Here is a 15,527-nt window from a genome sequence, read left to right as displayed (position 1 = left end):
GTGTCTGCCTCGTGGTCGATCAGTTCGCGCTGCTCCATGCGGCGGAGCTGGTGCGACAGCCGGCTGCGGTCCCGGCCGACGCGCCGGCCCAGGTCCCTGGCGGCGGGTCCCCGCCGCCGCCTCCGGCCATGAGGGCCAGGTTGGCCGGGGACCGCTCGTCCGGCCGGTCAGTAGTACTGCTTCAGACCCCTGACCTCCCGCGGCCACGCCAACTCCACCCCGTCCGCGGCCAGCAGCCGCTGGAACTCGGCCAACCGGTCCGCCCGCGCACGTATCTGACGCGGTATCAGCCCGGTGTCGAGGCAGTGGGCCGCCAGGGTGCCGGCCACCTCGCCGATGTTCCACTCGATGGGGTGCAGCCGGTAGCAGCCGTTGGTGATGTGGGTGGTGCCGATGTTCTTCGCGGCCGGCAGCAGGTTGTCGACCCGGACCGGCAGCAGGGCGCCCAGCGGGATCTGGAACGGCCAGGTCTCGATGTCGACGAAGGTGCGCGGGCCGCGCTTGCCGCCGGTGCTGGGATGCAGGTCGATGCGGTACGAGCCGATGCCGACGGTGTCGGCGAACGCCTCGGCGCCCACGAGCGGTTCGCGGGCCCGCGCGCCGACGTGGTTCTCGGTGACGGTGAACTCGGCCTGGATGCGCCGTGATTCACGTACGTACGGAGCCTTCGCCAGCCCGTCGGGGGTGCCGAGGACGTCCGGGCGCAGCCGCAGCCCCGGATAGCCCGTGCCGCCGTCGGCCCTGGGCGCCTCGGTCTGCATCCAGTACAGGAAGGACCGGCTGAGCTGGCGCGCCGCTGCCAGATGCCGTTCGCGCTCCTCGGGCTGTACGCCGACGACCGGGCCCAACCAGTAGTCGATATGGGCCCAGTTGACGAGCGTGACATCACCCAGCCCGGCGGACTCGGCGAAGTTGGCGCGGGCCAGGATGCGCCGGAAGTCCCACAGGCCGAAGCCGTCGGGCCGGCCGCTGGAGTCCTCGAACAGCGCCCGGCGGTGCTCGGTCAGGTCCCAGGGGTTGATCTCGGCCCAGTTGAGCTGGGGACCCGGCCAGAAGTCGGCCCGGTGGTCGCGCCAGAAGGCGTAATCGCGCGGGCGGTCGATCACATGCTCCTCGCCGGGCCGGTGCTCAAGCGCGAAGCACCAGCTCACCGCCTGCTGGTCCAGCGGCTCCGCCTCGCCGTCCAGCGCGTGCGGCTCCCCGGTCTCCGCCGCCGACTCGGCTCCGGTGACATGCTCGACCGCGCCGAGTTCCAGCAACTCGCCCAGTTCCGTGGCGTCCACGGTGTACGCGGCGGCGATCTCGACGACCTCGCCCGTGGCGTCCCTGAGCGACACCGAGGTGATCCGGTCGCCGTCCCGGCCCACCGCCACCGGCTCGTGCCGGGTCAGCAGCCGGACACGGCGCGCGGCCCGGTAGGGGGCGAGCATCTCCTCCAGCACCGCGACGGCCACCCGCGGCTCGTGGCAGATCCGGCTGACCCGCCCGTTGCCCGGGTTGAACCGGGGGTCGGCGGCGGCGGTCGCGGTCAGCGGGTAGTTGCGGCGGTAGTAAGCGCGAATGCCGTCGCGCAGCGCGCGGTACCCGCTCGTACAGCCGAACTCCTCGATCCACGGGTGCTCGTCGGGCGGCACCCCCTGGGTGGTGAGCTGGCCGCCGATCCAGTCGGTTGCCTCCGTCAGGACGACTCCGTACCCCCGGCGGGCCGCGGCGAGCGCGGCGGCGACACCGCCGAGTCCGCCGCCGACCACCAGGACGTCGCATCGGTCTTCGCGCATGGCACTCCTCATCAGGATCGGCGGGCGGTCATCAGGATCGGCGGGCGGGCGGCGGCTGGAGGGTCTCCCCTGTGCGGACACCGCAGGCGGCGACGGCCCTGCGGGGCGTCTGGTCCTGCGGCCTGGCGAGCAGGTCGGCCAGCAGCCGTACCGCCTGCCCGCCCATCTCCTCGCGCGGGGTGAGCAGCGAGGTGATCGTCGGGTCGTCCGGGCGGCTCCCCGCGAAGTCGCCGAGCGCCACCACCGACAGGTCCTGCGGCACCCGGAGACCCAGCAGCCCCGCCCCGGCGCGCACACTTGCCGCGTGGTCCGAGTCGTCGGTCACCACGCATGTCACGCCCTGGTCGACGAGCGTCGCCAGCAATTCCGTGCCGACCCCTTCGGGGTCCACCAGGTGGACGGCGCCCGACTCGACGCGGGCGTCGGAGCGGCACGCTTCGAAGTACCCGGCCTCGCGCTCCAGTACGGCCTCGGAGGCGACCGCGCTGCGCAGCAGGGCCAGCCGGCGGTGGCCGAGCCCCGCGCAGCGCTCGACCATGGCGCGGGTGGCGCTCGTGTAGTCGGCCGTCACGTACGACATCTCGCCCGAACTCAGCTCGCGGCGGCCGATGTAGACGAAAGGAAAGCCCGAGTCGACGAGCGCGGCCAGCTCCTCGCGGTCCTCGTCCTGGCCCAGCAGGACGGCGCCGTCGGTGACCTGGAGGGTGTTCACACCGTCCTTGTAGATCGACCGGCGCCGCTTGCCGTCGTCCTGTCCGCGCCCGCGCGAACCGGTGAACAGCAGGAGATGGCAGTCGAGTTCCTCGGCGGCCTCTTCGATGCCGATCAGCGAGTCGTGGAAGAAGCTCAGCCGGTCGGTGGGGAACACCGCTTCGTACGTGAACACACCGACGATGTTGTTGCGGCCGCCGGCCAGGCTGCGGGCCGCCAGGTTCGGGGTGTAGCCGAGCGTGCGGACCGCGTCCCACACGCGCTGCGCGGTCTGCTCGCTGGCGCGCACCGCGCCGTCGTGCCGGCCGTTGACCACGGCGGAGACCACCGAGGGCGACACCGCGGCGAGGCGGGCGACATCGGCCTGGGTCGGTCTGCGCGACGATCGGGGGTTTCCCATGGACGACGACTCTCTCCCTGGTCGGCCGAGACTGCTCGGGTCGTGGACACTCTCTCACATGATATTGCGCAATATCAGAGGTCGACGGATTCCGTTACGGCCGGTCAAGCGTGCTGCTGGTTCAGTGAAGTGTTACGTCATCGTACACATCTGTTGACACCTGTGTGGCCTGGCTCATACTTTGAGGCCCGCCGTTGATGTAGCGCATCATCACCCGCGCTGCCGACGTTCGAACCCCTTCGGGAAGAGGTGACAGCAGTGAGCGGACCGGGACCGGACCGGCGTGATCTGGAAGGCGTCAGCAGACGCCGGGTACTGGGCATGACGGGCGCGGCGGTGGGAATGGCCGCCCTCGCCGCCTGTTCCGGCGGCGGTACGAACGCCGTACCGAAAGGCGATGTCAAAAGCCTCGAACTGCCGACGCGGCTGAACCCGAAGCCGGTCGCCGGGCAGGTGCTCAGCAGCGTCGCCGACGTACCGGCCGCGTTCACCCGCTACCCCGCGCCGTACAAGACCGTCACCGAGAAGCCTGGCAGCGGCGGCACGGTGACGACGTTCCAGATCACCTACACACCGCCGCCGCCGGCGGACAACCGCTGGGCCGGCGAGCTGGACAAGCGGCTCGGCGTGCACGTCAAACCGACCCTGGTCAACCCCGCCGACCTCGCGCAGAAGACCGCGACCGTCATCGCGGGCGGCGACATCCCCGACCTCTTCTACCTCAACACCGCCACCGGACAGGCCCCCGCCGCAGCGCAGTCGGTGCTCCAGGGCGCCTTCACCGACCTGACCGAGTACGTCTCGGGCGACGCGATCCGCGACTACCCCAACCTGGCGCTGTTCCCGTCCTACGCCTGGAAGAACGCCTCGATCCAGGGCCGTATCTACGGCGTGCCGCGGCCGACCCCGCTGCTGCAGAGCGGCATCCCCACCCTGCGGCTGGACTGGATGCGGAAGCTCGGCATGCGGCAGCAGCCCGCGGACGCCGACGAACTCTTCGCCCTGCTCACCGGATTCACCGGGAGCGACCCCAACGGCAACGGCAAGAAGGACACCTGGGCGCTGTCGTCGCTCCAGGTCTACTGGCAGTCGGTCCCGATCCTCAACATGTTCGGCGTCCCCAACAACTGGCGCCTGGAGAAGGACGGCAGCCTCACCAAGGACGTCGAGACCGACGAGTTCGAGGCCGCCACCGAGTACATCGTCAAACTGTGGAAGGCCGGTGCCTTCCACCCCAACGCCGCCGCCAACACCTACGACCAGCAGATGGCGTTGTGGAACGCCGGCAAGATAGGCATGTCGGGCGCCGCGCTGAACACCACTTACGTACGCTCCGTGCCGCAGATCGCCGGTGTGCGGGACTGGTCCACGGACCTCGGGCCGCTCATCCCGCCGGGCCACGACGGCGGCGTCGCCTCGCTCTACCAGTCCAGCGGCATCTTCGGGATGTTCGCGATCCCCGCCAAGGTCGGCAACTCCGGCAAGGGCAAGGAGCGCGTCAAGGAGCTGCTGCGCATCCTCAACTACCTCGGCGCGCCCTTCGGCAGTGAGGAGAACACCTTCCTCACCTACGGCATCGAGGGCTGGAACTACGACATGGCGCACGGCGCCCCGGTCAAGTCCACCAACACCGGCCGCCTCGCCGAGCTGGCGGGGCAGTACTTCTGCGAGCCGACCGAGACCGTGCTCTACCTCCCCGGGCCGCCCAACAAGTCGGTCACCGCGCAGAAGCAGGCCGAGAAGCTCATCCCGCGGACCATCGCCGATCCCACCGTCAACCTGATCTCGCAGTCCTCGGTCGCCAAGGGCCCGGCGCTGCAACAGAACCTCAACGACGCCTTCGTCGGCATCGTCACCGGACGCAAGCCGGTCAGCGCGCTCAAAGAACTACGCGGCCGGTGGGCGAGCCAGGGCGGCGACGCGATCCGCGGGGAGTTCCAGCAGTCCCTGGCCAAGAGCCGGTAGGGCGGCGGACGGTGACCCTGCACAGCACCGACCGGCCGGCCCGCGCCAGGCCCGCGCCCGTCCCCACCACCGAGCGGCCGGCCGGCCGACCGCCGCCTCGCAGAAGGCCGTTGCACAAGCGGATCTGGCGTGAGCGATGGATGTACGTCTTCCTCCTGCCGGGCGTGCTGTTCTTCGTCGTGTTCGCCTACGTCCCCCTGCTGGGGAACGTCGCCGCCTTCCAGAACTACTCGCCCTTCCTCGGCTTCCAGGGCTCGCCCTGGGTGGGCCTCGACAACTTCCAGGCCCTCTTCTCCGACCAGCAGGCCATCACCGCCATCAGGAACACCCTGCTCATCAGCCTGCTCCAGGTGGTCTTCGCCTTCCCCGCGCCGATCGCGCTCGCCCTGCTGCTCAACAGCCTGATCTCGCCGCGCGTCAAGCGGCTGGTCCAGTCGATCGTCTACCTGCCGCACTTCATCGGCTGGGTGATCGTGATCTCGATCTGGCAGAACGTGCTCGGTGACACCGGCGGCGTCGACCAGCTCGTCTCGCACATCGGGATGAGCACGTCGCATCTGATGACCGACGCCGGCACCTTCAAAGGGCTGCTGACCGCCCAGGTGATCTGGAAGGAGACCGGCTGGGGCACGATCATCTTCTTCGCCGCGATCTCCAACATCAATACCGATCTGTACGAGGCGGCCGTCGTGGACGGCGCGGGACCCTGGCGGCGCACCTGGCACATCACCCTGCCCGGCATCGCCAATGTGATCGCACTGCTGCTGATCCTGCGGATCGGCGATGTGCTCTCCGTCGGCTTCGAGCAGATCATCCTCCAGCAGAACGCGGTCGGCAACGACGCGGCCCAGGTCGTCGACACCTTCGTCTACTACAACGGTGTGCTCGGCGGGAACTGGGGGCTCGCCACCGCCGCCGGCATCTTCAAGGGCGTGGTCGGTACGGCCCTGGTCGTCGCCGCCAACAAGACCGCCAAACGGTTCGGAACGGCAGGGGTCTTCTAGATGAGCAGCAACAGGACCGAACGCCCGGTGTGGATGGAACAGCCCTCCCCGCTCACCCAGTTGATGAAGGCCGTGGTCATCGCGGCGATCGTCACGGTGATGCTCTACCCGTTCGTGTACGTGGTCGCCTCCAGCTTCGCCACCCCGGCGGCCGCCAACTCGGGCGGGCTGCTGCCGACCGCCTTCTCGCTCGACGCCTACCGCAGCATCTTCTCCGGCAACGTGGTGACCCGCGCGCTGCTGGTGTCCATCGGGGTGACCGCCGGAGGTACGGCACTGTCGGTGCTGTTCACCGTGACCACCGCCTACGGCCTGTCCCGCACCAAGGACGTGCCCGGGTCGAAGGTCGCGCTCTATCTGATCCTGGTCACGATGCTGTTCGGCGCCGGGATCATCCCGCAGTACCTGCTGATCAGGAATCTCGGACTCGTCGACTCCTACTGGTCGTTGATGCTCCCCGGCATGGTCAGCGCCTTCAACCTCGTCGTGGTGCGCAACTTCTTCATGGAGATCCCGGCCGAACTCATGGAGTCAGCCCGGATCGACGGAGCCGGCGAACTGCGCATCCTGCTGCGGATCGTCCTGCCGCTCTCCAAGGCGGTGATCGCGGTGATCGCGCTGTTCTACGCCGTCGGGTACTGGAACAACTTCTTCAACGCGATGCTCTACCTCAACGACAGCACCAAGTGGCCGATGTCCCAGGTGCTCAACGAGTACGTGCTGCAAGGCGGCCAGCTCTCCACGGTCACCGACGTGCAGCAGGCCAGGCCGCCGTCGCAGACCGTCCAGATGGCCGTGGTGGTCATCGCCACCGTCCCCATCCTCGCCGTGTACCCCTTCGCGCAGCGGTACTTCACGAAGGGCGTCCTCACCGGCGCCGTCAAGGGCTGACCGTCCCCCTCCCGTACGAGAAAGGGCCGAGAACGATGAACGACGCATCCTCCCCCCACACCCATTCCGCAGCCGCAGCCGGAGCCGCAGCCGCGTCCGCAGCCGCCGCCCGTCCGATCAGCAGGCGCGCCGCGCTCGGTCTGGCCGCAGGGGTGTCACTCGCCGCCACCGGCATGCTGTCAGCACCCGCAGGGGCGGCGACCCGCCCGGCCGCCCGCGTCGGCGTCCCGCATCTGGGCGTCTACCGCTGGGGCGCCCCCGACGCACCCGCCAAGGTCGACGCGTACGCCACCTGGATCGGCGAACCCGACGTATGGGCGCTGGACTTCATGGCCACCGACACCTGGGACAACATCATGAACCCCACCTGGGAACTGCCCGTGTGGGGCAAGTGGGTCGGCGCGCGGGCCGGCCGCAACCTCGTCCTGTCCGTGCCCATGCTGCCGGGCCCCTGGGACCTCAGCGGCCCGACCAAGGGCACCGGCGCGGGGCAGGCCGTGTCGCTCGCCGCCGGTGCGGCGGGCGACTACGACGGCTACTTCCGCACCCTCGGCGAATCCCTCGTCGCCGCCGGACTCGGCAGCGCCTGGCTGCGGATCGGCTGGGAGTTCAACGGCGGCTGGTACGCGTGGCGGGCGTCCTCCGACAGCGCGCACTGGGCGACCTTCTTCCAGGCCATCGTGGGATCGATGCGCGGGGTGGCGGGCTCGGACTTCCGCTTCATCTGGAACCCCACCATCGGCTACCAGCAGATTCCCGCCGACCAGCTCTACCCCGGCGACTCCTACGTGGACTTCATCGGGCTCGACGTCTACGACCAGTCATGGGCGGCCAACACCTATCCGTGGCCCGCCGGTTCGACCGCCGCCCAGATCGCCGCCGCCCAGCAGACCGCCTGGACGAACGACATCTACGGCGGCGACCACGGCCTGGCCTACTGGAAGACCTACGCCGACAGCCACGGCAAGTATCTGGTCGTCCCGGAGTGGGGCGTCTGCGACCGCAGCGACACCCACGGCGGCCTGGACAACCCCGCGTTCGTGCAGAACATGCACGACTTCCTGGTGGCGGCGAACGTCCCGTACGCGTCGTACTTCGACGTCAACGCATCCGACGGCGCACACCAGTTGTCACCGGGCGTCGATCCCGACGGCAACCCGGTGACGACCGAGTTCCCGAACTCCGCAGCGAAGTACCTGGAGCTGTTCAGCGGCACCGGCGCCTGACCCACCGGCTACCGAAAGGACTGATCGTGACGAGATCGCTCAACCGGCGGCGGTTCATCGCACTGGCCGGCGCGACCACCGGACTCACCGCGCTCTCCGGCATGCTGCCGTCCGAGGCGCTCGCCGCGCCGCGCACCGGGCCGCACGGGCACACCGATGTGTCGGCCCGCAGGATCGGTGTCTACCACTGGGACCGGCAGCCCGGCCAGATCGGCGACTTCGCCGAATGGATCAACAGCCCGGTCCACTACGCCGAGGACTTCCTGCTCAGGGACAGTTGGGCGGCCCTGACCGGCGCGGAACGGCTGTCGTACTGGCAGGACACCCCATGGGCACGGCGGATGGTGTGGGCCGCCTACCCGTTCCCCGACGGCCAGGGCGACTTGGGCCAGGCCGCGGCGGGAACGTACAACACCCACTACGCCGAGCTGGCCGCCAACCTCGTCCAGGCCGGCATGGACAACGCGGTCCTCCGCTTCGGCCACGAGTTCAACGGCAACTGGTACCCCTGGTCGCCCCTGAACCACCCCGACGGAGTGCGGGCGGGCGAGCGCGACTTCGCCGCCGCTTTCCGGCAGTTCGCCACCGCCGTCCGGTCGGTTCCCGGCGGGCACTTCACCTTCGTCTGGAACCCCGTCCCCGGCCAGTCCGGCGTCGACCTCGCCGCCTGCTATCCCGGCGACCCGTACGTCGACCTCGTCGGCATCGACATCTACGACCAGGACTGGAACGTCTACAGCCCGACCGTCCCGCCGACCGCGCAACTGCGCGAGCGGGCCTGGCAGGACCTGCGCACCGACCCCGACTGGGGCATCGACAAGATCCAGCGGCTCGCCGCCGACCACGGCAAACGACTCGCCGTCCCCGAATGGGGCGTCTGGCAGCAGAACGCCGGGCACGGCGGCAACGACAACGCGTACTTCATCCGGCAGATGTACGACTGGCTCAACGCCAACGACGTCGCCTGGAACGTGTACTTCAACGTGTACGCCAGCGACGGCAACCACGACCTGTACGACACCTACCTCTTTCCCGAGGCGTCCGCCGAATTCCAGCGCCTCTGGAACCCGTCCGGCCGGCTGCCCCGCCCACGGCGCGTCACGTCGGGCACCGTCCACCCGTCCGGTGCGGCAGGACCCACCGCCTTTCCGCCCGGCACCGCCCTACGGGCAGCGCACAGCGGTACGTTCACCCAGCCGGCCGGTACCAGGGCCCGGCCGTACGGGAACCCCTGGGCGAAGGACCGGATGCTCGCCTCCCTCATCCGCTCGGGCGCGCCGGTCGCACCCGCGGTGTCGTACGCCGACGTGCCGGCCGCCGCCTCGCTCATGCTGCGCTACCAGACCCCGGTCAACGGCGACATCTACCTGTCCCTCTACATCGACGGCACGAAGGCCGTCGCCCATGTCGAACTGCCCGCCGTCGACCGCACGTTGCCCACCGAATACGCCATGGTGACCGTACCGGTGGAGATCCCGGCCGGTGCGACCGTCACCGTCCAGATCGACCCGGACGACGACCGGACGGTGTCCGCCGGTATCTGGGAGTACGTGAACCTGGACACCGTCGGCTTCGCTCCCCGCCGCTTCTGACCTGCGAGTCCCGACGATCGGAAGGGGCCACCGTGCACCTGTTCTCCGTCCCCTGCGGCGACATGACCGCGCGCTACGACCACGACGAGGCAACCGGCGCCGTCGGCTTCACGCTGGCCCCCGCCGCCGCTCCCCCCGCCGGTCCCGCCGCACCCGCCGACGAGCGGCGGCCCGAGCCCGGTACGGCGCCGCTGGTGCAGCTCTCGGTCACCGGCGACCGCTCGGTGGAGCAGTGGTCCGACGGCGTCACACTGCGCAACCGCTCCACGACCCGGCAACTCGCCCTGACCGGGCACCATAGGAACGTCCACGCGGACACCACCACCGCCACGGTGGAACTCGCCACCCCGGACGGGATACGCGCCACCCATGTGCTGCGCTGGCGCCAGGGGGAGTCGTGTGTCGAGATCGAGACCGGCGTGGTCAACGGCACCGACCGTCCGCTCACCCTCCAACTCCTCAGCAGCTTCTGCCTGGACGGCGCCGCCGCCGACCTCGAAGGGAGCGAACCCGGCGATGTCGTCGTGCACCGGCTGCGCAGCGGCTGGTCCAGCGAGGGGCAGTTGGTCAGCCAGACCCTGCGGGAGCTGCATCTGGAGGGCTGGCCGCGCGAGGCGCTCGGCGTCGAGCGGTTCGGCCAGCTCGGCACCATGCCGGTACGCGGCTTCGCGCCGAGCGTCGTCGTCGAGGACCGCGCGACCGGCACCGTGCGGGGCGCGCAGCTCTGCTGGCCCGGCTCGTGGCAGATCGAGCTCTTCCGGCACGGCGGCGCGCTGTCGGTCGCCGGTGGTCTGGCCGACGGCGACTTCGGACACTGGCGCAAGGCCCTCGCCCCCGGCGACGGCTTCACCGCCCCGCGCGCCTGGCTGACCGCAGCGACTCCTCCGGCCACGACGACCGCCGCGGCCCCGGAGGACGTCGCCTCGGCCGCCGACGGCTGCTTCCAACGGCTGGTCGCGATGCAGGACGCGCACAGCCCGCACGACCGCGGAGCCGAACGCGAACTGCCCGCGCAGGTGAACGAGTTCGCCACCACCTGGGGTCGTCCCACCCACGACAGGCTGGTGGCCACGGCCGAGCGGCTGACCGGCACCTGTGTCAGATATCTGGTGGCCGACGCCGGCTGGTACGACGGCGGCCACGGCGACTGGACGGAGATCAAGCAGGCGGCGTTCCCCGCCGGACTCGCCGCCACCGCGAAGGCGGTACGCGACCACGGTCTGGTGCTCGGACTGTGGGTCGAGGCCGAGACCTGCGACGAGGAGTCCACCGCATTTTCGCTCACCGACCATCTGCTCCACCGCGACGGTGTGCCCGTCACCGCGGGACGCCGCCGCTTCTGGGACCTGCGCCGCCCCGAGACGGCCGAGCTGCTGCTCGGCCGGATCACCACCCTCGTCACGGACCACGGCATCGGCTATCTGAAGATCGACTACAACGAGCCGCTCGGCGCGGGCTGCGACGGCGCCGAGTCCGTCGGCGAGGGCCTGCGCCAACAGGTCGCCGCCACCCTCGACTTCTACGCCCGGCTGCGCGAGCGCCTGCCCGACGTGGTGATCGAGCACTGCGCGTCCGGCGGCCACCGCCTGGAGCCCGCCACCCTGTCCGTCAGCGACGTCGCCTCCTTCTCCGACGCGATGGAGAGCGACCACCTGCCGATCGTCGCAGCCGACACCAACCGGCTGCTGCCCGGCGCCCGTTCACTGGTCTGGGCCGTCCCCCGCACCGGCGACAGCGATTCCACCCTGGTCTACAAGCTGGCCTCCGGGCTGCTCGGCAGGCTCTGCCTGTCCGGTGACTTCCTCGAACTCGGCCCCGAGCAGTGGCAGTTGGTGGCGGGCGCCCTCGAACTCTACGAGCGGGCGCGCCCCGCGCTCGCCTCCGGCCGCTGGCACCGCCACGGACCGCCCGTCGCCGGCTACCGCCGCCCCGAAGGGTGGCAGGCGCTCGTCCGGCCGACCGCGGAAGGCGACGGCGTCCTCGCGGTCCTGCACGCCTTCGGCCGGCCGCCGGCCACCCCCGTCCGCGTACCCCTGCCACCGGGCCCCGCCTTCACCCTCGATACCGCAGTCACCTCGGGCCCGCCCCCCGAACTCCGCGACGGAGCCCTGCACTGGCTACCACCGGCCGCCTTCACCGCGACGGCCTGCTGGCTCGTCCGTCCCGCGCGCGGCTGAGCGGGGCGCGGCTCAACAGGCTCGTCGACACAGGGATTGACAGTGGTCAGTCATTAGAAGAAACTCCCGAGAGAGCGCTCTCCGACATTTCTCCGGACTGTGGGAACAGGGTCCGGAGCCACCCGCGGCTGCCCGTGACGCCGTTGTCGTGCGCCCGTGCGGGAACGGACGGGACAGAGCGCGGCGACGGTCTCACGGGCGGTCAGGCATCACACCGCCCATGGAGATGCACATGAGCCGCTTGTCCCGTTTACTCCGCTCCGTCCGGCGGCGCAGACCGCTGGTCGCGATGGCCCTCGCCATGGCACTCGCGACCGGCGGCGCCGTCGGCACCACCGCCGGTACGGCCCAGGCCGCCGACACCCTCCTCTCGCAAGGCAAGACCGCCACCGCCTCGTCCACGGAGAACGCCGGCACCCCCGCCTCCGCCGCCGTGGACGGTGACGCGGGCACCCGCTGGTCCAGCGCGGCCACCGATCCGCAGTGGATCCAGGTCGACCTCGGCGCCACCGCCGACATCACGTCCGTCTCCCTCAACTGGGAAGCCGCCTACGCCAAGTCGTTCAAGATCCAGGTGTCCGGCAACGGCACCGACTGGACCGACATCTACACCACCACGACTGGACCCGGCGGCAAGCAGACGCTCACCGCACACGGCTCCGGGCGCTACGTCCGGCTGTACGCCACCGCGCGCGGCACCGGATACGGCTACTCCCTCTGGGAGTTCCAGGTCTACGGCTCCGGCGGCAGCGGCCCCTCGGCCGGTGACTGCGGTACGGCCGACGCCGCCCTCAACCACCCGGCGACCGCGTCCTCGACGGAGAACGGCGGCACCCCCGCCTCCGCCGCCGTGGACGGCAACGCCGGCACCCGCTGGTCCAGCGCGCCCGGCGACCCGCAGTGGATCCAGGTCGACCTCGGCGCCACCGCCACCGTCTGCGAGGTCGTCCTCAACTGGGAAGCCGCGTACGCCACAAGCTTCCAGATCCAGGTCTCCGACAACGGCACGACCTGGACGCCGGTGTACACCACGACCACCGGCGCGGGCGGCAAGCAGACCCTCGCCGTGAGCGGCTCCGGCCGCTACGTGCGCGTCAACGGCACCGCGCGCGCCACCGCGTACGGCTACTCCCTGTGGGACTTCAGCGTGCACACCACAGGACCCGGCAGCGGCCCCGGCGGTGACGACGGCGACTTCTCCGGGTCCGTCATCTCCGCGTACAAGCCGGTGTCCGCATCCTCCTCCGAGGGCGGCAACGCGCCGGCCGCCGCGCTCGACGGCAGGACCACCACCCGCTGGTCCAGCGCGATCAGCGACAACCAGTGGCTCCAGGTCGACCTCGGCGGCAGGGGAACCATCAGCGGCATCGTGGTCAACTGGGAGACCGCGTACGGCACCGGGTACCACATCGACGTGTCCGACGACGGCACCAACTGGACCCCCATCTACACCACCACCACGGGCAAGGGCGGCATCGAGAGACTGCCGGTCACCGGACAGGGCCGGTACGTGCGGTTCAACGGCACGGCCCGCGCGACCGCCTACGGCTACTCCCTGTGGGAGTTCCAGGTCTACGGCACGGTCGACACCTCGACCGCCACCCCGCCGCTGCTCTCGGCGCCCACCAAGGCACCGGCCACGCTCAACCAGTTCGCACTGTCCGCACCGGCGGACAAGGCGATGGTGACCAACACCCGCAGGCCAGCGCTCTCCTGGGCGGCCGTCGGCGGCGCGGCCCACTACGAGGTGTGGCTCAACATCAGCCGCACCGACTACGACTTCGCCGCGTCCGGCAAGCTGCTCGACCTCTACACCAAGGTCGCCGAACCCACCGGCACCAGCTACACGCCGAGCTGGGACATCACCGACCGCTGGACGTACAAGTGGTTCGTCGTCGCGGTGAGCGGCTCCGGTACCAAGACCACCTCCAACATCCGCTCGTTCAGCGTCTATCTGCCCGACGTCGAGAAGACGGACGACGGTGTCGGCATCGTCAACGGCGCGCGCGACCTGAACAAGAACGGCACCGTCGAGCCGTACGAGGACTGGCGGCAGCCGGTCGCCACCCGGGTCGACGATCTCCTCGGCAGGATGACGCTGGAGGAGAAGGCGTACCAAATGTTCTACAACGTCCAGACGTTCCCGCAGTCCGGCTGGCACTTCGGCCCCGCCCAGCCCGCCGACCTGCACAACATCCTGCTGTCGACGGCGGCCACCCGGCTCGGCATCCCGCCCGTCTCCGCCGGTGACACGACCGCCGGCTACCAGACGACGTATCCGCTCCAGAGCGCCCTGGCGGCGGGCAAGGACTATCCGCTCGACTACCAACTCGGCGACATGCAGCGCAAGGAGGAGCTGGAGGTCGGCGCGCGCGGCACGCTCTCGCCGCTCGCCGAGGTCGGCACGAAGGTGATCTACCCGCGCATCCAGGAGGGCGGCGGCGAGAACGCCGACGTCGCCGCTGCCCAACTCCGCGCCCTGGTCGCGGGTCTGCAGGGCGGTCCCGAGCTGAACCCCGGTTCGGTCCTCGCCACGGTCAAGCACTGGCCCGGCGAAGGCGCGGGCGGCGAGGCCGGCATCGTCTACGACGGGGTGACGATCAAGTACCACATGATCCCGTTCCGTGCGGCGATGGACGCGGGCGCCGTCAACATCATGCCCGGCTACGCGGGGAGTTCGTTCCTCGACCCGGGCGGCCCCGGCGCGGGCGACAGCGCGAAGATCCTCGCGTATCTGCGCCAGAACCTCGGCTACACCGGTCTGATCACCACGGACTGGCTGCCGCCGGGCAACTGGATCAACGCGGCCAACGCGGGCTCCGACGTGATGGGCGGCGCCGACCCGGGCGCCGCTGACTTCACCATGGCGAGCTTCGAGTCCCAGGTGCCGCTCGCCAGGATCAACGACGCGGTGACCCGGATCCTCACGCTCAAGTTCCAACTGGGCATCTTCGAGCACCCGTACGGCGATCCGGTGAACGGTCCCTACCGCTTCCACCAGCCGAGCTACACGGCGCTCGCCAACCAGGCGTCCCGCGAGTCCAACACGCTCCTGAAGAACAACGGCGTACTGCCGGTCAAGCTCAACGCCGGAGACAACATCGTCGTCGCGGGACCGAGGGCGACCGACGGCGCGTCGTGCTGCATCTGGTCCAGCTACTTCCACCAGGAGTACGGCTCGTTGAACACCCTGGACGCCATCAAGGCCAGAGCGGCGAAAGCGGGTGTCAACGTCTACCAGGACACCGGGCCCGCGCCGAAACTGGCCGTGGTCGCGGTGGGGGAGCCGTCCTACACCCACGCCACCTCATGGCTCAACACCCAGCCCTATCTGCCCGCCGACCAACTCGCCCTGATCAAGAACTTCAAGGCCCAGGGCATTCCGGTGGTGGTCGTGCTGACGCTGCCGAGACCCATCGTCATGAGCGACTGGAACGACGTGGCGGACGCCATCGTGGTCACCTACCGGGGCGGTGAAGAGGTCGGCCCTGCCACGGCGAGCCTGCTCTTCGGCGACTACACCCCGCGGGGCAAGCTGCCCTGGCAGATGCCCAGAAGCGTCGACCAGGTGCTCAAGCCCGGCGGCGCCGACACCCTGGCGGACGCCAACGAGAGCTGGGACCTGCCGTACGACCTCGGGGCGACAGCCGCTGAACGCACCGATATCCGCGCCAAGATAGAGGCGGGCCAAACCGTTCCGACGACGTACGGGAATCCGCTCTACCCGTACGGCGCCGGACTGACCTCCTGGAACTGACCCGGGCTGCGCACTAGCGCTGCGAA

At 70.2% G+C, this 15,527-nt stretch carries 9 protein-coding genes; 7 read left to right on the top strand and 2 right to left on the bottom strand.

Going from position 1 to position 15,527, the window contains the following annotated elements; translation table 11 throughout:
* Positions 1-167: 167 nt before the first annotated feature.
* Both ACZ63I_RS17130 and ACZ63I_RS17125 read right to left on the bottom strand, forming a co-directional pair.
* Positions 168-1,778, bottom strand: coding sequence for an FAD-dependent oxidoreductase (locus ACZ63I_RS17130; protein ID WP_469339420.1), 1,611 nt, complete (start codon positions 1,776-1,778; stop codon positions 168-170).
* Between the two features lie 31 nt (positions 1,779-1,809).
* Positions 1,810-2,889 carry a LacI family DNA-binding transcriptional regulator gene (locus tag ACZ63I_RS17125; protein WP_469339418.1) on the bottom strand — a complete coding sequence of 360 codons (1,080 nt, stop codon included), beginning with the start codon at positions 2,887-2,889 and terminating at the stop codon, positions 1,810-1,812.
* A gap of 258 nt (positions 2,890-3,147) precedes the next feature.
* On the opposite strand from ACZ63I_RS17125, the gene ACZ63I_RS17120 reads away from it, so the two are divergent.
* The 7 genes from ACZ63I_RS17120 (at position 3,148) to ACZ63I_RS17090 (ending at position 15,501) form a co-directional block, all read left to right on the top strand.
* Complete coding sequence (locus ACZ63I_RS17120) at positions 3,148-4,854, top strand: extracellular solute-binding protein (protein ID WP_469339417.1); 1,707 nt, start codon at positions 3,148-3,150, stop codon at positions 4,852-4,854.
* Between the two features lie 140 nt (positions 4,855-4,994).
* Entirely contained in the window at positions 4,995-5,858 is an 864-nt protein-coding gene (locus tag ACZ63I_RS17115; protein ID WP_469339415.1) for an ABC transporter permease, read from the top strand.
* A complete protein-coding gene (locus ACZ63I_RS17110; protein ID WP_469339413.1) occupies positions 5,859-6,749 on the top strand; it encodes a carbohydrate ABC transporter permease in 891 nt (296 codons plus the stop codon).
* Between the two features lie 35 nt (positions 6,750-6,784).
* Complete coding sequence (locus tag ACZ63I_RS17105) at positions 6,785-7,975, top strand: glycosyl hydrolase (RefSeq protein ID WP_469339411.1); 1,191 nt, start codon at positions 6,785-6,787, stop codon at positions 7,973-7,975.
* Between the two features lie 26 nt (positions 7,976-8,001).
* A complete protein-coding gene (locus ACZ63I_RS17100) occupies positions 8,002-9,567 on the top strand; it encodes a glycosyl hydrolase (protein ID WP_469339410.1) in 1,566 nt (521 codons plus the stop codon).
* A gap of 32 nt (positions 9,568-9,599) precedes the next feature.
* Positions 9,600-11,744 (top strand): glycoside hydrolase family 36 protein, encoded by a 2,145-nt coding sequence (locus ACZ63I_RS17095; RefSeq protein WP_469339409.1) that lies wholly within the window; start codon positions 9,600-9,602, stop codon positions 11,742-11,744.
* 232 nt (positions 11,745-11,976) lie between these two features.
* Positions 11,977-15,501: a discoidin domain-containing protein gene (locus ACZ63I_RS17090; protein ID WP_469339407.1), complete on the top strand. Its 3,525-nt coding sequence runs from the start codon at positions 11,977-11,979 to the stop codon at positions 15,499-15,501.
* The last annotated feature ends 26 nt before the right edge of the window (positions 15,502-15,527 follow it).

It is taken from the genome of Streptomyces sp. NPDC087906, assembly GCF_055584925.1.
The sequence above is the reverse complement of the archived record's forward strand: the minus strand, read 5'-3'. Positions and strand labels throughout refer to the sequence as shown.

Excerpts from the sequence above, each read along its gene's own strand:
- ACZ63I_RS17130 (WP_469339420.1), bottom strand. The coding sequence starts at position 1,778 with ATGCGCGAAGACCGATGCGACGTCCTGGTGGTCGGCGGCGGACTCGGC.
- ACZ63I_RS17125 (WP_469339418.1), bottom strand. The coding sequence starts at position 2,889 with ATGGGAAACCCCCGATCGTCGCGCAGACCGACCCAGGCCGATGTCGCC.
- ACZ63I_RS17115 (WP_469339415.1), top strand. The coding sequence starts at position 4,995 with ATGTACGTCTTCCTCCTGCCGGGCGTGCTGTTCTTCGTCGTGTTCGCC.
- ACZ63I_RS17110 (WP_469339413.1), top strand. The coding sequence starts at position 5,859 with ATGAGCAGCAACAGGACCGAACGCCCGGTGTGGATGGAACAGCCCTCC.
- ACZ63I_RS17105 (WP_469339411.1), top strand. The coding sequence starts at position 6,785 with ATGAACGACGCATCCTCCCCCCACACCCATTCCGCAGCCGCAGCCGGA.
- ACZ63I_RS17090 (WP_469339407.1), top strand. The coding sequence starts at position 11,977 with ATGAGCCGCTTGTCCCGTTTACTCCGCTCCGTCCGGCGGCGCAGACCG.